We start from the raw sequence: 20323 nt of genomic DNA, 5'->3' as shown, positions 1-20323 counted from the left end.
GTAAACCCAGATGATCTCGATGAGTCGCTAGGGCATTATGTCCTATAAGTCTAACCTCAATGCCGTGATCAATCAAAACCGTTGACCATATTTTAGAGTAATTAACTCCTGTAGGTTCTAAGACCGCGATATCTGGCTTGAGTGCGAGTAACGCTTTAACATCGGAGGAATTAGCCTCAAAATGATGATAAAGACTTCGATCTATATAAAATTGTCTAGGTTCGTTCGGCAGCACGTCAAGTAGACAACAGACTGCCGTTCCGTTGCCGATGTCCATACCAACGACTCTCATAGTTTTAATCAGGTGATAGTGAATTTTCCAAACACCCCAAACCAAAAGCCGATGAATCACCCAAAAGCCCGAACAAAAAGTGAGCCTATTTCCCTGTTACAGCCGTTTTAGCTCAAGCATGACTCAAGCTAACTGATTTGAGCATTCCGTTAAAACTGTCCGAGGCCGACGAAGATGTAAAAGCCGAAGCCTGTTTCCTCCTTACAGCCCTAAAACAGTCCTAAACAGAAAGACGGGAAGGTTTGGAAGCTTCCCATGATGTCCCAAAAGTTAGGGAACATTTCAACTGGTAGCTAACCAGTCTCATCAGATGGGAGAGCGATCGCACTCAACTTTATCAGTAAGTTTGTCCCTAGTGAATTGTTTCAAATTGTAACAATCACTTAGTTAGTAATTACTTATTGTTATTGATGTGAAACTTCATCAATTGTTCAATAACAATTTGACGTTCTTTGTCAGAAAAGATGCGAGGGGAACCATTTCTTAATTTAAGTCGTATAAATTCCCCATCATCGTTAACTTCTGCTATCTCAAAGGTGTTAATCATAGTGAAGCATTCCTTCTCTTTAACTGTGTAAGGAATTAGAACAAATTGAGGTATGGATAGATTAATATCAGTCATTTTGTGTTATCATCAAAATAGGTTTAAACAATTAAACGAAAGGACGTTTGAGTATCCCTCACTGTAACTTGCAAAATTAATTCAGTGAGGGATTTATTATTCCTTATGTCTCGTTAAATTCTTGGTTAAAGTACCCTTTTTAATCTCCTCATAGAAAGTTTTTAACTCCTCACAATTTTCGGTCAAAAATTCTGTAAATGAGTCACTAGCATCTTTTATTAAACACAGATGATATTCTTCAAAAGCCTTTGAAGCAATTGCTAGACAACAAGACACATTAACTAAGTGTAATTGAGTGTAATTGAAAGAGACCTTAAAATTGTCTTTGTTAAGCGTTGCTTGTTTAAAGACTAATTGTTTAAAGTATTCCAATTCGATATCAATTTTCTCTAAGGATCGAGAAAGAACCATTCTTAAAGATGTGTTAGGAATTGTTAGCTGTGTGGATGTCAATTTTTCAATTGACAAACCATTTAAAATCGCAAAAAATTCATAAGTTTTTACTTTTTCTTCTTCGGTTAATACTTCCTCTGGTATCTCCCAAAAGTAGGTTATCTCATCGGATAATTTACCCTCTATTTTTTGGATGAAAAGTACGGGAATTCCATCAGGGAAAATTTTTTGTAAAGGTTTAAAATCTGACTTTAGCTTAGTATAAGCGGTAAAGTAACCCGAAAAACCCATTTTAGGCATAATTTACTCCGTATTGTACAAGCGTTGTAATTGTTGCAAGTCATAGCTTGCGCAGAGATTCTCAAGGTCGTCTAGCCATCGGTTAACCTGTTCAACCGTAACAGGTTCTATTATTTCATCCTCTAATACCTCCTCATCTTGTGTTTCTTCTTCGGGTTCCCATTCTCCCAAAAGCTTCTCTAGTTCCTTTTTTGGATTACCTCCTTTATCTAAGACTTTAGCTTCAAATTCGTCCCATACTTTTCTAGGTATCTTAATACTTCGATAGGCATATTCTTTCTTTTCATCCATTCTCTCCTCAACAATTTCAGCCGTGATTAAATGAGAGGGTATTGTGTGAATAACCTCATTCCATCTATCCGCTAATTCATCCCCCTGATACTTAGTTAATGGCCGTGCTTGTGCCTCATTAACTGGTAATTTACTAAAGCCCATCTGTGCTAATTCTATTACGATTTTAGAAGCTTTAATAAGCCGTTCTATATAACTTCTGCTACGGTCTAGGGCTTTTTCACAAAAATCTTTAAAGGTCTTAAATTTACCTTGATAAATTTTCAACTCTTTAACAACTTGTGCGATTGCTCCCATATATAGCCAAGAAAAGGATGAGCGATGAAATAATTCTATGGCCTCATCTAATTCTAGCCATTTACCGTTATCTACTTGCTCCGTAATGACATTTAGAATGTGTTGTAAGTAGTTGGGTAAAATCTCATAAACCTCTTGATCCATGTAGACACGGGGCAAAAAGTCCTGACAACTTATTTCATGTCCATTGTGAAAAATACGAGAGCAAAGCCCTTTTAAGAGAGTTTGAGGATTAGCGTCCATAATAAAGACCTAAAGTTGAGTAAGTTAGGGAACAATCCCTAATTAGGGAACAATTTGAGGGAAGAAATAAGGGGAAATTCAAGCCTATTAATAATTCCCCTTAGACTTAAAGACAATAGGAAACTGTAATGGTAAAAAGTTTGCTTGTGTCACTCAATAGCCTAATTTTTAATTAAACACCTCCCAATTAATTAGCAATTCGTTACAACACTAAACTATAACCTGTTCCCTAACTATGACTTAACCAGCCAGGAAGTCCTTAAGGGAAGGGGTTTGTGTTGTCTATTACGTCTACTTTAGTAGCTTTAAGTAATCTTGTCAAGCTACTAAAGTAGACTCGTGAGGTATAATGAAACAAGATACACGAGAGGTTAATAAACCATTGAAAGACTTGATCGAAGAACGCGGTTACACTCAAAAGTCTTTTGCTGAGGCCTTGGGTTTGGCTTACTCAACGGTTAAATTTTATGTGGCCAGGCAAAAAACGCCTGGAACCGATATAACCGCAAAAATGTGCGTTCTTCTAGAGAAATCACCAAAACAGGTAATGACTGCTTTGGGTATTGATGTGTCAGGCATCCCAGACGATAAGACGGAAAGTCTAAAACCGTCAAACCCCTTGGCCATAACTAGGGCTAACTGTTCCATGTGTTCCCTAAATTGTTTTAAGCGATCGCGATCGCGGATTTGTTCCCTAAAAACATTTGTCCTGAAAAGGTAAGGAGTTTTTAGAAACTAATTAACAGTGCCAATTGGCAGAAAATTAATGACTATATTTTTTTGTGCCAATTGGCATCAATCCGCTTCGATCCATCACCGCCCCCTTAGAGCTTTATGCCAAACCCAGAAAAATCCCAGTTGAATAGAGCGTCAAACAATTTCTATCTATATAGAAGAATTTTTCGCCTTTTCAAAGCCATCATAAATGACCATCACCGCCATTACCGACCCGACCGAAAAATTTGCAACCAGTCGAAAAATGGAGCATTGGCCCTATGGGGAATGGTCGGGGTTTGGTGCGCGATCGCGCCCTTCTTTCCCCCAAGCTTGATCTAAAACCGCGATCGCCCACGTACCAAATAACCTAACCCGTCTAGTCGGGTTAGGGAACAATCTACACACATTAATCAAGAGGGAGTTAATTAAATGCTCATAGAAAAGGATGGATATAGCCTAAAAAAAGGCTTTCGTAGTTTGATTGAGACGATTGCTTATAATAATGTTTTTGAAGACGATGACTTATGTTATGGGCATAAAGTTCTAACCCACAAAGAAGTACGAATTATTGCCAAATCAGCTATAGCAAACAATATGTCACACTGCTTTTATGGAGACATTGACAATCAAATAATGTTTTATCTTTGGAGTTTACAATGTTACGGTTTAACCCATAAAGAAAGAATTTCTATCGCTAGACAAATTTTAGATTTAATTAAAGAACAAGAAACTAGAGAAGAAATCGAAAAAGAAAACGATACCATAGAGGGATTTTAAAATGATTAAACATTACGAATGCTTAAATTGTCAGAGAATTAACAACATAGGAATTATTGAATTAAGAGATCGCCAAAGTCCTTTATACGGCCGGTTAATATGTGGACATTGTGGTTCATTTAATGTTTGTAGGATTCATCCAATGTCCGACAAAAGACTTTTGATTAATAGTGATTTAGTTGCTATAAACAAGCATCCTGACATAGATGCAATAACGGAAGAAGGACGTAAATTAGAGGAAATCTTCTTAAGGTCGGATAAGTTAACCATTAAACTAATCGATATTTATCTAGAGAGAAATGGTTTGATTGACTCCTTAGAGATGATGCTTGTACCGACGGAGGATAATGATATTCTCCTGATCAGAATGCTAAAAAGCAATAATGAAAAATTATTTAACTTAATCGAAGAAATTAAAACTATTAACATACTAACCCAAAGGTAAGCTATGAGATTTAGTGTTAACGGAAAGTATGTTAAACCTGTAACCCGTAAAGGAAACTATGAGATTGTCAAAGAAAATGACAATAGCTATCTATTGGATATGGGAACTACTAAAGAATGGTTCCCTAAAATCTTGTGTAAACCTGTTTATTGGTGTGTGGATTGTAAACATTTAGACGGGACATATTGTCAACTTCATGACTTTGAAAGACCCTATCAATATGAACACATTTGTGAGGACTTAGAACTTAAAAACATTTCTCCAAAAAGCACAAAACCTACATCATGGAACCCCGCTCATTTTGGTGATATCCCCTTTGAAAGTGAACCCAACGGACAATTAACCATTTTCCAAGAAGTTGTAGACGAACCGCCCGACCCTGATGACTACCCCTGTTTTGAAGCTTATGAGGAAGCGTGGAACGACTGCGAAATTAGGGAACAACAAAACAGTACAAAGACTTTTAGGGAACAGGAAATACATACAGATGTTTTTAGGGAACAGGAAATTAGGGAACAACAAAACAGTACAAAGACTTTTAGGGAACAGGAAATACATACAGATGTTTTTAGGGAACAGGAAATTAGGGAACAACCAGATAGCGATCGCGCATTAAAGTGTTCCCTAACCCCATCTCAGAAAATTGTTGACAAAGCTAATTCTAAAGGACTTAAGGGTACATTTGATTTAAAAAAGATCGGGAAAAATTATTATTGGTACATCAGGTTTAGGGAACAAGGTATATTGAGAAGTGTTTATCTAGGAAAAGCTAAGCCAGAAATTACCAAGCAGCTTCTTTAGCAGATGCTCTCAAGGGCGTTAACCTTTTGAGCGTCACTAACTTCGATGTACCGTTGTAAGCTCGACAAACTCTGATGCCCGCTAATCGTTTGAATCACTCGCGGGTGAACCCCTTGCTTAGCTAAGTTGGTAATTAGGGAACGCCGCCCTGAGTGAGTGCCGATTTTTTCGTGACTCAAGCCAGCTTTTTCAGCTGTAACTTTCAAATACTTGTAAACCGCTTCATAGCTGATCGGTTGTTCTGGGTTCCGAGGTGAGGGGAATAAATAACCGTCCGTTGGGGGTTGATAGAGTTCCAAGTAACTCAACAGGGTTGAATTAACCGGAACAGATAAAGATTGCTTTTTACCTTTACGGATTGAAGCCGGGAAAAATATCTCAGGTCTAACAATGCCCTTAACCGGATCACTGTAAACATTCTCAACTTTAAGGAAGCGCACCTCGCAGGAACGACAACCAGTAAACCTCATAATCGCCCACATTGTCTGATGTACTTGACTTAAACAGTTCTTTTCTAACTTAGACCATTGTTTAGTGTCTAAAACTTTTACCTGACCGCCACACTTAACCATAATAATTTCTCCTATCTCTTTTTTAAAAAAATAACTACAGACTTGAAGCGTTTATTAGTTAAAGTCTGTAGTAATTCCCCTTCAGATAACTTTTTAACCTAACTTAATCCTAGACTAGCTAAGGATTACAAACCATTCGTATAACTACTGAAATTGTCTATTATCTGTAGTTGTCGTTTAATTTTTTGCCCACTAACGTAAGAAATATGAACATTCTTAAGCCTGTTTTATTTCAGATTGAATATTTCCTGGCACTGGTGAGATATAACTACTACTCTCATCAATCATTTATCAATTTTCTATTGACTTGTGCCTTGCTTTTATCACTATTCACTAACTCGATTAACTAAACATGACTACTATCACTGTTGGGACTGGCTCTGGTTTACCCTCAACAATTAACGAATTAACTAAATTAATTCTTTGGAATGCTATCAAAATTAAGGAAATTCAACCCAAAGAACAAAGAAATTTATACGAAAATTTTCCCACTCAAAGAATAATGACTTATCAGATCTTTGAAACACCTAATTATGGTGTGCGGTGTGCCTTGCAGCTAATAATTAAGCTTAATTCAGACTGGCTTAGCACAACTGGCAAAACTTGGGAAAAAGCCGTTCCTATTTTAATTAACGAAGACAGCCCACAAGGTGCGGTAAATACTTTTACCCCAGGTACGGGTGGCTCAATTCCTAGCGGCGTTAATACTCAAGCAAAGTTAGCCATGTGGTGCGTTGATGCGGCTAGTCGAACTAATCCAACTGGTCAAATTGTTGAGGACGAAAATGTTGGCTCAATCCCTTTAGTACAACTTAGTTTAGGAAAAGCTTTTGATGGATTTGAAACTGCTTTAATTCGATATTCAATCCCCTTAAGTCAAACCCATTTAAGCCAAACTACGCCCCTTTGGGAACAAGCATTGGCTTTTAATTATGTGCCATTACCTAGTGATTTGTTGGTTTAAATATGACCCCCGTACCTAAACAATTTCCATCAGGAAAATATGTGAATAATCCATCGGGTCGTGGGATATTCAATGCAAAACCCCTGCCAAAAAACGGTTCAATTGTCCCATACCATTCTCCATTAAATCCAAATTTGGGAAAAGGATTCAGTCAACCACAATTGCCTCCAGCCGGTGGTACTACGCCACCTTATGGAGTAAATGTTAAACCCAACACATTTACCAATATCCCACCTAATCGCGGGCCCGCGATAGATTTTGCGGGAAAAAGTGCGAAAGGGAACTTTAACGGTGGTGGTGGTCCTATTGGTCGTGGTCGTGGTGTTGGTGGTAATGGTCGTGTTTTTGCAATTGTGGAAAGTTTTGCAGTTGGTTTAGCGATAGGAAATATTATCTACAAAGAAGCAGAAAATCCTGACTCAATTGTTTTTAAGGGAATCGACGCGATTGATCGCAAATTGAGAGGAGGAAACCAAGTCAAATTAAACAAAAGTCCAAAGGTTGAGTCTAGAGGTGGCGTTCAAATTTCCCCTGACATACTTCCTTTTTACGGGGGTCAAGTTCCTGATCAACAGTACATCGTGAATTTTCAACGAATTGATTGTGAAGTTTTAGTAAATGGGAAATGGGAAGGAGGCTATTCAGCGTATAACCAAGGAATACTTGTGACCGGCCCCATCTCAGCAGTAGGAGTGAAAAATGATTCTCCTACTGCTGAATTGTATATTTATGCTGTTGGGAAAAATGGGGAAATTTCTTCAAGGGGTTTATCGTTTGGAATGTTAAACAGAAATCCTCCCGTGCGTGGTATTCCTGCAGGGATTGAAATTTTCAGAGTAGACGGAACTTCCCAACAAGTAGATCGCGCACAAGGAGGCAATCCCCAACCCACTCAAATAGGTACGTCCGAACCCAGGACAACAATTATCAATAATACGACCAATAATACGACGAATATAACAAATAATTATCCGCCCCCATTTGCTGAACCCGAACCTCCCCCCAAACCTTGGTTGCCACCTCCTAGCATTAAACCGACACCAGAACCCAATAAAGCCCCTAGTCCGGCGGGTAGCCCTAATCCGGGCAGTAGTTCGGGCAGTAGTCCGGGCAGTAGTTCGGGCAGTAGTCCGTCTGGTAGTCCTACCAGTAGCCCTTTCGGTAGTCCAACTGGTAGTCCTAACCCCGCGCCTGGAAATTATCCGGCCCCTAGTGGCTCGACTACTTTATCACCCGCACCTAAAATTTCTAGTGGTAGTGCAAGCGGGTCAAGCGGCCCTCAAGCCTTACCCGCGCCAGTTGCTCCAGCCCCTTTTGCTGAACCAGAAAAGCCGTCTAATTTGCCTTTCCCCTTATTTCCTTTAGCACCGCCTGTCACTTCCCCTAATACCTCAACGACCGACAGCTTAAAGCCTGTCACCCCGTCGGGACAACCTCAAACTACTCCCCAAACCGAACGGGAACGCCAAGGTTTACCCGTACCAGATTCAGGCGGTTCTTGTTGTGCTTTACCAGCAATTCAAACAGGAAACAATCGAATTCTAGAAAGATTAAATGGCTTAAATAATGCGGCTCAAGATGCTTTATTGTTGGAAGTTCTTAACAGATTAGGCCCTCAAGTACAAGGTGGCTTATCCGGTTGGTTAGGTCGGTTTAGTCGTTCGATTAGATTAGATCGAGTTCTTAGCGTACTTCAATTTATGCTAGTTCTTCACAACGCAGGAATGTTAAGTCGTTCATTACTTGATTCCATTAGTTATTTGATTGATTCAGCCGGTCAAGCTTTCGGATTGAAAGACGAAGATGATAACCCTATTAATTTAACGGCAACTATTGGGAGTTCTGTTAGTAGTTTTCTTGAAGGAATTTTAGGTACTGAATTATATTCTGGACTTTCTTATAACTGGAAGAAACTATCAGCTATTTATACATCTGCCGTTAATGTTTATCAGTTAACTACGAACTCTATGGCTGGTATAGCTGAAGGGTTAGAAACGGTTGGTAACTACACGGGAAAAATAGGAAATGCGCTTAAACGTGGTGGAGTAATTATAGAAAATGCCTATCAATGGATGGATGAAACCTTATCTATTAAATCAGGTAAATTTGCAGCCATTCAAAAAATTACTGATGGTATTTCTCAAGCTGATAGTATTGTTAATGACCTCACAAGCGTGACCGAGGAAATAATCGAAACTAAGGACAATATTAAACAAATCCAGACTGAGTTTAAAACAATTCAAGATAATTTAAAAGATAAGGAGAAAACAAAATTAGAGAAAGAAAATAAAGCTAGGACTGATAGTTTAGGCCCCAATATTGCTAGAGAAAACTTATTAGAAGCACCTGAAAAAGATGTCACTACCAACTGATTTTAATTCCTGGGAACACTTTCAAGATATTTGGAAGAAAACCCACAATAAAGAAGTTCGTCAATGGTTTCGTGACCTTGACCCTGATACTTTAGATCTTGACCTAAAAATACCTCGACAAAGTTTATATTTAGCTTCATTAATTGATGATAAAGATTCGGCTTTACAATGCATTTGTAAGTGGATTTTCTTTAATTATGATATTCGTCGAGGTCAAGCTTTTACAACTCCTATTTATGGCATTCCCATTGAAGACTACAATCAATCTTTTAAATACAAGCCACAAATTACCTTATTATTTGTTGAGAATGCTCATGACGTTGAGCCTGAATATGAACCTTGTACAGGACAAATTAGTTTTAGATTAATTCAAGAAACTTCTCAAACAATTACAGAATTAGAGTTAAAATTAATGGCCACTAAAATCAAAAGTCTTTTTGCTAAACCGCGTTATAAATGGCGTAAAGGTAAGGAGATTTATTCTTACAGAGATAAGGAAAAAGGCTATGAATTGAAAGTGTATGCCAGAGCTGAACTTGATGCGAAAAACTTAATAGAGCAAGTTTTAGATATTCAAAATCATAAACCCGATTGGGACTTACTCAGAAAAAATGTTGCTCCTAATGAAACCGCCGCTTTTCCCACTATTCCTGGTACTCAAATAATTTTAGGCAAAAGTAAGAAAAAACCTCGAAGCCGTCCCATTACTGATGTTTATTTTACTGGAGCTATTTGTACTATACATGGGCTTAAACGTCCCATACCTTTAGTGGATTTAACCTATCAATTTCCCGACGCTTATCAAACCGCTTGAGGTTGCGAATAAATTTCAAAGCAGGGAGAAATCCTAGGGTTTCCAGGGGAAAATTTGCTTAAAAGTTTGCTGTAATCTGGGTGAAACACCACACACAGAGGACTTTATGAGTACGTTACGAAATTTAGCACGCGGGGCCAAAAATCAGATCGCTTTCAAGAATTTGATCGCTTACTACGACAAATATGATGAACGCCCCGACAAGGTAGGCTCTGGAACTCCCAAACCCCCTCAAGTTGAATTATATGTACATTTGTTTGGACAAGATTTTAATGCAAAGGTATTTCACAAGGTTAAAGGGACAGAATCTACCTGGAATACGAATAAAGAAAAACTTGCAGGACGTACCAAGTTAGGAGAAGGTGCATTTCCTGCTGCCGACGATATCATTTTAATAGGTGGCCGCGCTCGTCCTGCTAAGGTCGTAATCACCACTGGCTTAACTTCTAAAGGTGTAAGAAAGACTTCAGATCGCACAAAATTACCTTACCTCAGTTATGGCGGTACTTCAGGTAGTATTCCCTTTGGCCGATTAAATGGCACAGACGAAGAACTGACCGCCTACAACGCCATTGTTAATAACTTTAAAACAGCAGGAAAAATCCCCGCCGGAACCCGTGTAAGTCGCATTAAGGAGAAAATCTAGCGATGAACAGAGAGACTCCTTTCTTAATATGGACACCTCCGATTGATGAAGATTGCAATCTAGATCAAGAACTAGAAAATTTGCATCAAGCGACTGAGTTATTAGATTATGCCCTTTATACCGGAGACGAGTTTGACTGCGTTTTGGATTGTCTCAATGATCAAGGTCAAGACCCTAACGCTTACCTCGATTATGTGGCTCAAAATCTTCAATTCTTAGGCATTTGTGATTAAAACGATCAGGTAATTATGACGTTAACTTTTCGTTTTGATAGTGGAGAAAATTGGGAATCTTTGGGGAGTTTTTCTTACTCCTCAAGGCCCATTCCTGGAAAAGAAGGTCAAACAGATCCTATCGGGTTTGTGACATTACCTTTAACTTTACAAAACCATAATATAGCGGTTCGTTGTTCTGGTTATCCTGTTTACTCCTTTTACAGATATTGGGCCATGACTTATTATCTGATTGAAGATTTAATCACTCTCGATGGTCAAGGAGAATATAACAGAGTTGAAGGTAAAAAGTCCTGGATAGGAGAGACAACTATTATGACTTTTCCCCAAATGGCTACTAATTACAAGATAGGGATCGAAGTTCCATTTTGGTACGATAACTTCTTAATTGAAGTTTACGAATATACGGGCCCTGTCTCCAGTTCACAAGATGAGAAATTAGACCTATTAATTCGGAGATTATTATGATGGAACCTCAAAAAAAATGGAAAGCAGAGCGTATTATTGATGATGTAGAACACTATGGGAGAAAGTTAAAAGCAGAAAGTCATATTGCTGATTTTAACTTATCTCTAAAACCTCAATCTAATCAGTCTAATGGCAATCTAGGTTTATTGTTAGGGTCTATGTTTTGTTTCCTTCTCTTTGGATTTATAGGCTTTACTGTCCTTTCTAATCATGAACAAAAAACATCGAACCCTATTTCCCCATCCCTTGATTCCTTACCGATTGCACCTTAGTTTTTTGGCTTTAACTGTTCTATTTTTCCTTATTCCTTTACCTCAAAGCAAAACCCAACCATCTATCAGGTATTTAATTAAAGATCATGCAATATATAAGCCTTATTCTAAATATCCTAAAATCTTGGTTTTTATTGCTGACAAAAACAATAAAGGTAAGGGAAAATTGATAAGTCTTGATACCAAAAACGGGTTAATTGACGCTGAGTTTAAAGCTGTTAGCGGTGTTGGGGGGAATGAGGGTCAATCTTCTGCTGGCCCCATTCCCTCGGTAGTTAGGGTTGACTTAAAACATTATAGCGTCAACACTAAACCGCTTTATCTAAGCATCAAAGGGATTGAGGGGAACTTCTACAAAATTAACCCACACTTGGTTAAAGTTGATGGCAATACTAGAGGTGACTTTGGTATTCATTTTGATGCTAATGTTCCAGGTACGGCTGGCTGTTTGGGAATTGTAGATAGTGCCAATTGGCAGCAATTTCAACGGTTAATGACTACCTATCAACGGGCCGGATTAAGGACAATTCCTTTAATTGTTGCTTATTTCTGAGGTGTTCCCTAAAAGGGCGATCGCCCCTTAACTGTTCCCTAACTTTCAAGCCTCTAACTGTGCGATCGCCTATTAATTGTTCCCTAAATTCCATCTGGGGATTCAGTCCAAAATGCTTCTTGATTAAACCAATGAAAAGCTTGCGCAACCGTAATTAAATCAATTGAATTAGATTCTAAAAGACTATTTTCTGCTAAGGAAACAAAATAGTTAATGCGCTCATTATTTTGAGCTTGACTAATTTGTTGTTCACTCCCATCTGAGGCATAAACTTGATCAAAATAATTGACTAATTGATTAGCAACTTGTCCATTACCTGTGGCACAATCCCAAGCAACTCCATGTTCCTGTACCAGGGTGTTTAGAAAAGTGAACAGATTTTTGGGGTAATGGGGACGATAAATAGCATAATCTGAAGCTGTTTGCGAAAAATAGTCTTTAAAGCTCATAATTTGCTCTTATTTAACACTTTTATTCTAAGATATTGCTCTGACAATTAAAATATGGCCGTTATGGTATAAGTCATTACAAAAAAAACACCACTTCTGTTGAAATTCTTTACATTTCGACGAACTGTGTTACTATCTTTGGTGATTGACCTATAAATCAATCAAACCTTGGTGGAGGAGTTTACTAGGAGTGTTCAGGAGAATGTACAACCAACAACCTAATTTAAAAGGACAGAGAAGCCCCTTTGACCCCATTCGTATCGGGGTGATTGGAGTAGGAAACATGGGACAACATCATACCCGTGTGTTAAGCTTACTCAAAGATGTCGAATTTGTCGGAATTTCCGATGTTAACGTAGAAAAAGGCATAGAAACCGCCAGTAAATATCGGGTACGTTTTTTTGAAAGCTATCTTGACTTATTACCCCATGTAGATGCAGTTTGTATCGCCGTTCCTACCCGTCTTCATCATACTGTAGGCATGGATTGTCTCAAGGCAGGGGTACATACACTAATTGAAAAGCCTATTGCGGCCAGTATCGCCGAAGCGGAATCTTTAGTCAATGCCGCAGCCGAATTTAATACTATTCTACAAGTCGGTCATATTGAACGGTTTAATCCCGCTTTCCAAGAACTCAGCAAAGTCCTCAAAACCGAAGAATTACTTGCAGTAGAAGCTCATCGCATGAGTCCCTATTCCCAACGAGCAAATGATGTCTCAGTGGTCTTAGATTTAATGATCCATGATATCGATTTACTCTTAGAATTGGTAGGGGCCCCAGTGATTAAGTTGACGGCTAGTGGTAGTCGGGCGGCTGATTCGGGATATCTTGATTATGTTACCGCAACTATCGGTTTTGGTAATGGTATTGTCTCTACATTAACTGCTAGTAAGGTAACACATCGCAAAATTCGTCGCTTAGCGGCCCATTGTAAAAATTGTTTAACTGAGGCTGATTTCCTCAATAATGAAATTCTTATTCATCGTCAAACTACAGCTAGATATAGTACGGATTATGGTCAAGTCCTATATCGTCAAGATGGATTAATTGAAAAAGTTTATACTAGTAATATTGAACCTTTACACGCAGAATTAGAGCATTTTGTTAACTGTGTCCGAGGGGGTGAACAACCTTCTGTCGGAGGCGAACAAGCATTGAAAGCTTTACGTTTAGCTAGTTTGATCGAGCAAATGGCTCTTGATGGCCAAATTTGGCATGATTCTGACTTAAATTATAAATCTCTTAATCGTTCAGAGATGGCGGTTTCCTGATGTTGATCCCTCTAAATCCTTCTTCAAAAGGGGGACTTTTTTGCAGTTTCCCTCTTATTTGCCCCCCTTATTAAGGTATGGGGTTGGGGGGATCAAATATTGCAAGCAATCTCAGCTTTTGACTAATGGTTTGACTAACCAGTTGATTTCCTTGAGGACTTAAATGTATATGATCTCGGTATAAAATAGTTTTGTCCTTATTTTCTTGAAATACCTCTAAAAAGTCAATTAGAGGTATATTTTGCTCTTGCGCCCACTGAGTAAGCCTTTTTCGGGCTTTCTGTTCATAATCTTTAGGGTTATTTTCTACCTCCCGTTTTAAAGGTGTAATGGCAACTAATAAAGGAATTTGAGACTCAGTGGCGATCGCCTGAATTTGAGTTAGGGCCGTTAAATTAATTCCTACGCGATCGCCTTTTTCTCCTAAAATATTAGCCATTTCTGGAATGTCCTCAGACTTGGCAAAAACGCGCTCTAACAGTTCTGTAATAGCTGATGATGGTTGAGTATTAGGATAATGGCGATCGCGTCCTACAGGCAATCCTGTAGGTGCTGTGGCGAATAAATCATCGGTATTGAGCAATAAAATAATTATCTGAGCGTCAAACGTGCCAAAGCGTTGTAAATAGGCTAACTGATTTCGCGGCCCCCAAGAATTAGCCGAGGCATTAAGAACTTCTATTCTCTTGACAAAATCTAACTTTAATGTATTAGAAATTAGAGTAGAAATGGTATCTGATTGATCTGTCCACCAAGCCCCATTAGCAACAGAATCACCTAATAAAAAAAGTCTTAAAGTATTTTTTTCAGGATGTTTTTCGATAGGTTGACTACGCATAGAATATTGATTAATTATTATCTGTTTACCAAAACGACGTAGATTTTGATTTGGTGCTAATAAATAACCAATCTCAGTATCAGGGATATATATCAGTCGTTTACCTAACCCGAAAACAAGCCTTAAACTACCTTCTAATAAGATTAATAAAACAAAAATTACAGCAAAAATAATTAATAATAGTTTCATCATTAAACGGAAAAGTAAAAATCTTGTAGGGGTCAACGGCTGTTGACCCCTACTATTGTAAAGACTATGGGGCAAAAAATCTAATTTTTAGACTATATTGACTATTGTATTGATATTAACCATTATTGTAGAAGTTTAATAATATTAACCGAATTTGTCAGAAATTCTTGGCCCATTTTTGTCAAATCTTCGCTAACCTATTAGATAAGAGTGCCTAATCTGGCCCATATAACCCGCAAAAGGAGCTAAGCTCTATGTCTGATCTGAACCGTGGCATCATGAAATTTGAGGGTGCTGATAAACCCGTATTAATAACTGTTTCTGCTATCCTAGTTTTGAGTGCCATTACCGCCTTAATTGTCTGGGCTTTAAACGTTGCCTATAAAGTCAATTAATATCTCAGACTCATTCACCGCTCGGACATTGTTTATAATGGTTTCTGAGCTTTTTTGTAATTATTTTGTCCCACTATTTTGTTAGCTTTAGACACTTATTTACTTGCTTTAACTGAACCTGCCCCTTTACTGGGACAGGTTTGGTTAGATATACTTGCAATTACGGTGATGCTATTGTTGTCTGCCTTTTTTTCTGGGTCAGAAACTGCGATCACCGCTTTTGATAATTTTAAATTACGAGGACTCATAGAACGTCAAGGTGATCCCTCTGGGATGTATCGCTTAGTATTAGAAAATAGACAACGTTTTATTACCAGTTTGTTAGTAGGAAATAATCTAGTTAATAATTTTTCTGCTATTCTCACCAGTAATTTATTTGCCATTTGGTTAGGGAATGCGGGGTTAGGGATAGCAACAGCAGTAGTGACAGTTTTGGTGCTGATTTTTGGTGAAATTACCCCTAAATCTTTAGCCATACTTAATACTCGTCCTTTGTTTCGTCTTTCCGTTCCGTTAGTATTCCGATTATCCCAATTTTTATCGATATTAGGAATTGTTCCAATTTTTGAAATGGTTACTCAAAGAACTATTCAATTATTCCAAGGAAAATTCGAGAAAACTTCTCCTGGAGAATCGGTAAATGATCTTCAGTTGATGATTGAAATATTAGGAGGAAAAGGACAAATAGACATCTATAAACATCAGCTACTCCACAAAACATTAATGTTGGATCGTTTGATGGCAAGAGATGTGGTTAAACCTCGTATTGATATGATAACAATTTCTCATCAATCGAGTCTACAAACTTTACTTAATTTATCCTTAGAAACTGGTTATTCTCGTATTCCCGTTCAAGGAGAATCTAAGGATCATATTGTAGGTGTTGTCCATCTTAAAAAAGCTTTAGCAAAACTACAATCCGTTCCTAAAGAAATGCGTTCTGAATTAGTAGTTACAACCGCTATGGATGCGCCCATTTATGTTCCTGAAACTAAAATGGTGACAAATTTATTAAAAGAAATGCTCCAACAACGGTTTCATATTGCTATTGTTGTAGATGAATATGGAGGAACAGTTGGTTTAGTGACTCTAGAAGACATTTTAGAGGAATTAGTCGGAGAAATCTATGACGAGAGTGATTCTCCTCATATTCCCAAACGTTTATCTATAAGCGATCGCTAAAATAGTTCTTTTTTTACTCAATCTCAATTAAAATAAAGAAAATAATACAGAAAATACATTCTAATCTTTGCTATGGAAATCAAACTTATTCCCGTTTTATCAGATAATTATATTTTTCTTCTTCATGATCCTAATACTCATAGGGCCGCAGTTATTGATCCGGCTGTTTCTACCCCTGTTTTAGACTGTTTAAATGAGTTAAAATCTGAATTAGTTGCTATTTTTAATACCCATCATCATTCTGATCACGTTGGGGCCAATAAACAACTTATAGAAAAGTTTCCTAATTTGTGTGTTTATGGAGGAAAAGAAGACCAAGGGAGAATACCCGGACAACAAATATTTTTAGAAGAAGGTGATCAAATAGAATTTGCTGGTAGAGTCGCACAAATCTATTTTGTTCCTGGTCATACTCGCGCTCATATTGCTTATTATTTTGCCCCAGAATCAACAGAAAGTCCAGGAGAATTATTCTGTGGTGATACTTTATTTGCGGGAGGATGTGGCCGCTTATTTGAAGGAACTCCAGCGCAAATGGTTGATTCTTTGAGTAAGTTACGCAACTTACCTGATAATACTCGGATTTGGTGCGCTCATGAATATACGTTAAGTAATCTTAAATTTGCTTTGACGGTTGATCCTGATAATTATGACTTACAAATTCGTTATCAAGAAGTACAAAATAAAAGAAAGCAAAACATAGCAACAGTTCCTTCTTTATTAGGAGAAGAAAAGAAAACTAATCCTTTTTTAAGATGGGATCAAGTGGCTTTACAATCAACTACAGGAATGATTGATTCTGTTAAAGTTTTTGGAAAAATACGAGGAATGAAAGATAATTTCTAGAGTAGTATGGTAGAAGAATCAGAATCAATTCGCCAAAAAGTAGCACATTACCTTGATGATTTCGATAGCTCTATTAGTATTATAATAAATTTGATTCTTGTAGGGCTAATTTTTTTATCTTCAGCAATTTTTGTAATTGAAACTTATCCGATAACTACCTCTTTTGTATCTCAATTACAAACAATAGATAAGGTAATTATTTGGATTTTTACAATAGAATATTTAATTCGTTTTTGGTGTGCAGATAGTAAATTGAAGTTTATATTTAGTTCTTATTCTTTCATTGATATCCTAGCAATTTTACCCTTATTTATTGGACTAATTGATATTCGCTATATTCGGATTTTACGTTGGTTTAGAGTTTTGAGATTAATTCGATTAATTAAGTTACAAACCTCTTTACTGAAAATTCAATCGGAAGATACAATCATTTTAGTTAGAATTTTTTTGCTTTTATTTTGTTTAATTTTTATCTATGCTGGGGCGATTTATCAGATTGAACATAAAACCAATCCCCAAGTTTTTAAGGATTTTTTTGATGCTTTATATTTTTCTGTTGTCACGATGACAACTGTTGGGTTTGGGGATATAATTCCTCTCTCAAAAGAAGGAAAAATTTTAACTGTAATTATGATTTTCTCAGGAGTAATTTTCATACCTTGGCAAATTAGTATTTTAACTCAAAAAATTTTTCAAATAACTCAACAAAATGATAAAGTATGTTCTTATTGTGGACTAAAATCACATGATCGGGATGCAAATTTTTGTAAAATTTGTAGCACAAAATTATAAAAATAGACCAATTGATAATTGTAGGTTGGGTTGAACGTTCTTTGAAACCCAACACTTTAGATAAATGTAGGTCTAGGTTTTGTTCTGCAACCCAACACAGCAATATGACTGATCAAAATAATCAATTTATATGATAAAATGAAATAATAATATTAATGGAAATTAGATATATCTTATGCACAAAATACCCGTTACTGTTATCACTGGGTTTCTCGGTGCAGGTAAAACAACCCTGATTCGTCACCTCCTACAAAATAACCAAAAACGTCGTATTGCGGTTATCGTCAACGAATTTGGAGAAGTAGGAATTGATGGAGAATTACTCAGAGATTGTCAAATTTGTGATGAAGAAGACAACCCTCAAAATAATATTTTTGAATTAACCAATGGATGTTTATGTTGTACAGTTCAAGAGGAATTTTTTCCGACTATGCAGCAACTTTTGGAACGACGAGAATCTATTGATTGTATGTTAATAGAAACCTCTGGGTTAGCATTACCTAAACCCTTAGTTCAAGCTTTCCGTTGGCCCGAAATTCGTAACGGTGCTACGGTAGATGGAGTAGTAACAGTAGTAGACTGTCAAGCATTAGCATCAGGAACTTTAGTGGGAGATTTAGACGCATTAGAAGCACAAAGAAAAGCTGATCCTAATTTAGAACATGAAACCCCAATTGAAGAATTATTTGAAGATCAATTAGCTTGTGCTGACTTAGTTTTATTAACTAAAACTGACTTAGTAGAAACCTCACAATTGACTCAAATACAAGAATGGTTAAAACAAGAATTACGGCCAGGGGTAAAAGTTGTTTCTTGTTATCAAGGAGAAATTAATCCTGATATTTTATTAGGTTTTAATGCTGCAGTAGAAGATAATTTAGAAAGTCGTCCCAGTCATCATGATGAGGAAGAAGAACACGATCATGATGAGGAAATTAATTCCATTCAAGTCATTTTTGACCAAGCATTTGACCCTAAATCTTTAATTGAAACTTTAAAAAAAATAGTTGAAAACAACGAAATTTATCGTATTAAAGGCTTTGTCAATGTATCGAATAAACCCATGAGGTTAGTATTACAAGGAGTTGGCGATCGCTTTGATACATTTTATGATCGGTTATGGAAGGCCAATGAACCCCGTCAAACCCGATTAGTGTTCATTGGCTGTCAATTAGATCAAACAGAAATTCAAAGTAAGTTAAAACACCAAATTTGATACCATTAAAGGGTTCAACGACATCAACAAAAAAATCTTTAAATTGACAAAGAATTAACAATAATTTACCTTGAAAAAATGACACAAAAATCCTCTCTTGAGCCATTAACCTCTATTCCCTCTTGGTTAAAACGTCCTATCGGTAAAGCGAGTGAACTGTCTACTGTTCAGCGTATCATTAAACAACGAAATATTCATACTATTTGTGAAGAAGGTCGTTGTCCCAACAGAGGGGAATGTTATGCTCAGAAAACCGCTACTTTTCTGTTAATGGGGCCGACTTGCACTCGTTCCTGTGCTTTTTGTCAAGTAGATAAAGGTCATGCACCGATGGCATTAGACCCCGAAGAACCCGAAAAAGTAGCAGAATCTGTTAAATTGTTAGGATTACGCTATGTAGTGTTAACTTCTGTTGCACGGGATGATTTAGACGATGGAGGGGCCCAATGGTTTGTTAGGGTAATGAGTTCCATTCGTCAGAGTAACCACCAGACACAAATTGAAGTCTTAACCCCGGATTTTTGGGGAGGAAAACACCGAGAAATTGCCCAAAAACAGCGAGTTGCCACCGTAGTTGCCGCTAAACCTGCTTGTTACAATCATAATATCGAAACCGTCCAACGACTACAAGATCGAGTGCGACGAGGGGCAAAATATGACCGTTCCTTGGCTGTTTTACGGTGGGTTAAAGAGATTGATCCCACCATTCCTACTAAGTCGGGTTTAATGTTAGGTCACGGGGAAACTGAGACAGAAATTAGACAAACCTTAGAAGATTTGCGAGAAATTGGCTGCGATCGCTTGACAATTGGCCAATATATGCGTCCGTCTTTAGACCATCTTCCAGTTGAAAAATATTGGACTCCTGAAGAATTTGAGGAATTAGGAAATTTAGGGCGATCGCTTGGATTTTCTCAGGTTCGTTCGGGTCCTTTGGTTCGGAGTTCCTATCATGCGGGAGAATAAGCTAAAACCCATTCAATGTTAAATATTTTCTATTGTAGGGGCATGGCATGATTAGCTTTAAGAAAAAAACAAAATCTTGATATTGCCATGCCCAAACCTATGATT

Annotated in this window: 26 protein-coding genes and 1 pseudogene; 20 read left to right on the top strand and 7 right to left on the bottom strand. The window is 37.4% G+C overall.

Annotation, left to right across the window (positions count from 1 at the left end; translation table 11 throughout):
• The 4 genes and pseudogenes from AsFPU1_RS05670 to AsFPU1_RS05655 form a co-directional block, all read right to left on the bottom strand.
• Window positions 1–292 (bottom strand): annotated as a pseudogene (locus AsFPU1_RS05670) (hypothetical protein); the annotation flags it as partial.
• 394 nt (window positions 293–686) lie between these two features.
• A complete protein-coding gene (locus AsFPU1_RS22495; protein WP_124974450.1) occupies window positions 687–914 on the bottom strand; it encodes a hypothetical protein in 228 nt (75 codons plus the stop codon).
• Window positions 915–1010: 96 nt separating this feature from the next.
• A complete protein-coding gene (locus AsFPU1_RS05660) occupies window positions 1011–1607 on the bottom strand; it encodes a hypothetical protein (RefSeq protein ID WP_124978514.1) in 597 nt (198 codons plus the stop codon).
• Window positions 1608–1610: 3 nt separating this feature from the next.
• Window positions 1611–2438, bottom strand: a complete 828-nt coding sequence (locus AsFPU1_RS05655) for a hypothetical protein (protein ID WP_124977147.1) — start codon at window positions 2436–2438, stop codon at window positions 1611–1613.
• Window positions 2439–2787: 349 nt separating this feature from the next.
• Here AsFPU1_RS05655 and AsFPU1_RS05650 point away from each other — a divergent pair, with 349 nt between their 5' ends.
• The 5 genes from AsFPU1_RS05650 to AsFPU1_RS05635 all read left to right on the top strand — a co-directional run bounded on the left by AsFPU1_RS05650 (window position 2788) and on the right by AsFPU1_RS05635 (window position 5178).
• Complete coding sequence (locus AsFPU1_RS05650) at window positions 2788–3159, top strand: helix-turn-helix domain-containing protein (protein ID WP_227875709.1); 372 nt, start codon at window positions 2788–2790, stop codon at window positions 3157–3159.
• A gap of 204 nt (window positions 3160–3363) precedes the next feature.
• Window positions 3364–3489, top strand: a complete 126-nt coding sequence (locus AsFPU1_RS23290; RefSeq protein ID WP_265415796.1) for a hypothetical protein — start codon at window positions 3364–3366, stop codon at window positions 3487–3489.
• 95 nt (window positions 3490–3584) lie between these two features.
• Entirely contained in the window at window positions 3585–3932 is a 348-nt protein-coding gene (locus AsFPU1_RS05645) for a hypothetical protein (protein WP_124977142.1), read from the top strand.
• A gap of 1 nt (window position 3933) precedes the next feature.
• Window positions 3934–4377, top strand: a complete 444-nt coding sequence (locus tag AsFPU1_RS05640) for a hypothetical protein (protein WP_124978512.1) — start codon at window positions 3934–3936, stop codon at window positions 4375–4377.
• 3 nt (window positions 4378–4380) lie between these two features.
• Window positions 4381–5178, top strand: a complete 798-nt coding sequence (locus AsFPU1_RS05635; protein WP_124978510.1) for a DUF6788 family protein — start codon at window positions 4381–4383, stop codon at window positions 5176–5178.
• On the opposite strand, the gene AsFPU1_RS05630 is transcribed toward AsFPU1_RS05635, so the two are convergent.
• Complete coding sequence (locus tag AsFPU1_RS05630) at window positions 5175–5750, bottom strand: tyrosine-type recombinase/integrase (protein ID WP_124978508.1); 576 nt, start codon at window positions 5748–5750, stop codon at window positions 5175–5177. The two genes, AsFPU1_RS05635 and AsFPU1_RS05630, sit on opposite strands and share 4 nt — an antisense overlap.
• 352 nt (window positions 5751–6102) lie before the next feature.
• On the opposite strand from AsFPU1_RS05630, the gene AsFPU1_RS05625 reads away from it, so the two are divergent.
• The 8 genes from AsFPU1_RS05625 to AsFPU1_RS22970 all read left to right on the top strand — a co-directional run bounded on the left by AsFPU1_RS05625 (window position 6103) and on the right by AsFPU1_RS22970 (window position 12072).
• Window positions 6103–6714 (top strand): hypothetical protein, encoded by a 612-nt coding sequence (locus tag AsFPU1_RS05625; protein ID WP_124978506.1) that lies wholly within the window; start codon window positions 6103–6105, stop codon window positions 6712–6714.
• Window positions 6715–6716: 2 nt separating this feature from the next.
• A complete protein-coding gene (locus AsFPU1_RS05620; RefSeq protein ID WP_124978504.1) occupies window positions 6717–9086 on the top strand; it encodes a hypothetical protein in 2370 nt (789 codons plus the stop codon).
• A complete protein-coding gene (locus AsFPU1_RS05615) occupies window positions 9070–9900 on the top strand; it encodes a hypothetical protein (protein ID WP_124978502.1) in 831 nt (276 codons plus the stop codon). The genes AsFPU1_RS05620 and AsFPU1_RS05615 overlap by 17 nt, the downstream gene beginning before the upstream one ends.
• Before the next feature lie 106 nt (window positions 9901–10006).
• Window positions 10007–10546 (top strand): hypothetical protein, encoded by a 540-nt coding sequence (locus AsFPU1_RS05610; protein ID WP_125061057.1) that lies wholly within the window; start codon window positions 10007–10009, stop codon window positions 10544–10546.
• 2 nt (window positions 10547–10548) lie between these two features.
• Complete coding sequence (locus AsFPU1_RS05605) at window positions 10549–10779, top strand: hypothetical protein (protein WP_124976902.1); 231 nt, start codon at window positions 10549–10551, stop codon at window positions 10777–10779.
• A gap of 15 nt (window positions 10780–10794) precedes the next feature.
• On the top strand, window positions 10795–11247 hold the full coding sequence (locus AsFPU1_RS05600) for a hypothetical protein (protein ID WP_124976900.1): 453 nt from the start codon (window positions 10795–10797) through the stop codon (window positions 11245–11247).
• Window positions 11244–11519, top strand: coding sequence for a hypothetical protein (locus AsFPU1_RS05595; protein WP_124976898.1), 276 nt, complete (start codon window positions 11244–11246; stop codon window positions 11517–11519). The genes AsFPU1_RS05600 and AsFPU1_RS05595 overlap by 4 nt, the downstream gene beginning before the upstream one ends.
• A 166-nt stretch (window positions 11520–11685) precedes the next feature.
• Window positions 11686–12072 carry a hypothetical protein gene (locus AsFPU1_RS22970; protein WP_227875708.1) on the top strand — a complete coding sequence of 129 codons (387 nt, stop codon included), beginning with the start codon at window positions 11686–11688 and terminating at the stop codon, window positions 12070–12072.
• 83 nt (window positions 12073–12155) lie between these two features.
• Here the strand turns inward: AsFPU1_RS22970 and AsFPU1_RS05585 are convergent, their stop codons facing one another.
• Window positions 12156–12521, bottom strand: a complete 366-nt coding sequence (locus AsFPU1_RS05585) for a methyltransferase domain-containing protein (protein ID WP_124978500.1) — start codon at window positions 12519–12521, stop codon at window positions 12156–12158.
• Window positions 12522–12723: 202 nt separating this feature from the next.
• Between AsFPU1_RS05585 and AsFPU1_RS05580 the strand changes: the two genes are divergently transcribed.
• Window positions 12724–13794, top strand: a complete 1071-nt coding sequence (locus tag AsFPU1_RS05580; RefSeq protein ID WP_124978498.1) for a Gfo/Idh/MocA family protein — start codon at window positions 12724–12726, stop codon at window positions 13792–13794.
• Window positions 13795–13864: 70 nt separating this feature from the next.
• Here AsFPU1_RS05580 and AsFPU1_RS05575 read toward each other — a convergent pair whose 3' ends face one another.
• Window positions 13865–14821 carry an SGNH/GDSL hydrolase family protein gene (locus tag AsFPU1_RS05575; RefSeq protein WP_125061058.1) on the bottom strand — a complete coding sequence of 319 codons (957 nt, stop codon included), beginning with the start codon at window positions 14819–14821 and terminating at the stop codon, window positions 13865–13867.
• Window positions 14822–15075: 254 nt separating this feature from the next.
• On the opposite strand from AsFPU1_RS05575, the gene AsFPU1_RS22490 reads away from it, so the two are divergent.
• The 6 genes from AsFPU1_RS22490 to lipA all read left to right on the top strand — a co-directional run bounded on the left by AsFPU1_RS22490 (window position 15076) and on the right by lipA (window position 20218).
• The gene (locus tag AsFPU1_RS22490) at window positions 15076–15216 is read left to right on the top strand and encodes a hypothetical protein (RefSeq protein WP_172957593.1); all 141 of its coding nucleotides are present in this window, start codon (window positions 15076–15078) and stop codon (window positions 15214–15216) included.
• 168 nt (window positions 15217–15384) lie between these two features.
• Entirely contained in the window at window positions 15385–16398 is a 1014-nt protein-coding gene (locus AsFPU1_RS05570) for a hemolysin family protein (protein ID WP_124978533.1), read from the top strand.
• 72 nt (window positions 16399–16470) lie between these two features.
• A complete protein-coding gene (gene gloB, locus AsFPU1_RS05565; protein WP_124978496.1) occupies window positions 16471–17244 on the top strand; it encodes a hydroxyacylglutathione hydrolase in 774 nt (257 codons plus the stop codon).
• Window positions 17245–17250: 6 nt separating this feature from the next.
• Window positions 17251–18036 (top strand): ion transporter, encoded by a 786-nt coding sequence (locus AsFPU1_RS05560; RefSeq protein WP_124978494.1) that lies wholly within the window; start codon window positions 17251–17253, stop codon window positions 18034–18036.
• Window positions 18037–18211: 175 nt separating this feature from the next.
• A complete protein-coding gene (gene cobW, locus AsFPU1_RS05555) occupies window positions 18212–19252 on the top strand; it encodes a cobalamin biosynthesis protein CobW (RefSeq protein WP_124978492.1) in 1041 nt (346 codons plus the stop codon).
• Between the two features lie 78 nt (window positions 19253–19330).
• Complete coding sequence (gene lipA / locus AsFPU1_RS05550) at window positions 19331–20218, top strand: lipoyl synthase (protein WP_124978489.1); 888 nt, start codon at window positions 19331–19333, stop codon at window positions 20216–20218.
• The last annotated feature ends 105 nt before the right edge of the window (window positions 20219–20323 follow it).

It is taken from the genome of Aphanothece sacrum FPU1, from assembly GCF_003864295.1.
Lineage (GTDB): Bacteria > Cyanobacteriota > Cyanobacteriia > Cyanobacteriales > Microcystaceae > Aphanothece_B > Aphanothece_B sacrum.
The sequence above is the reverse complement of the archived record's forward strand: the minus strand, read 5'-3'. Positions and strand labels throughout refer to the sequence as shown.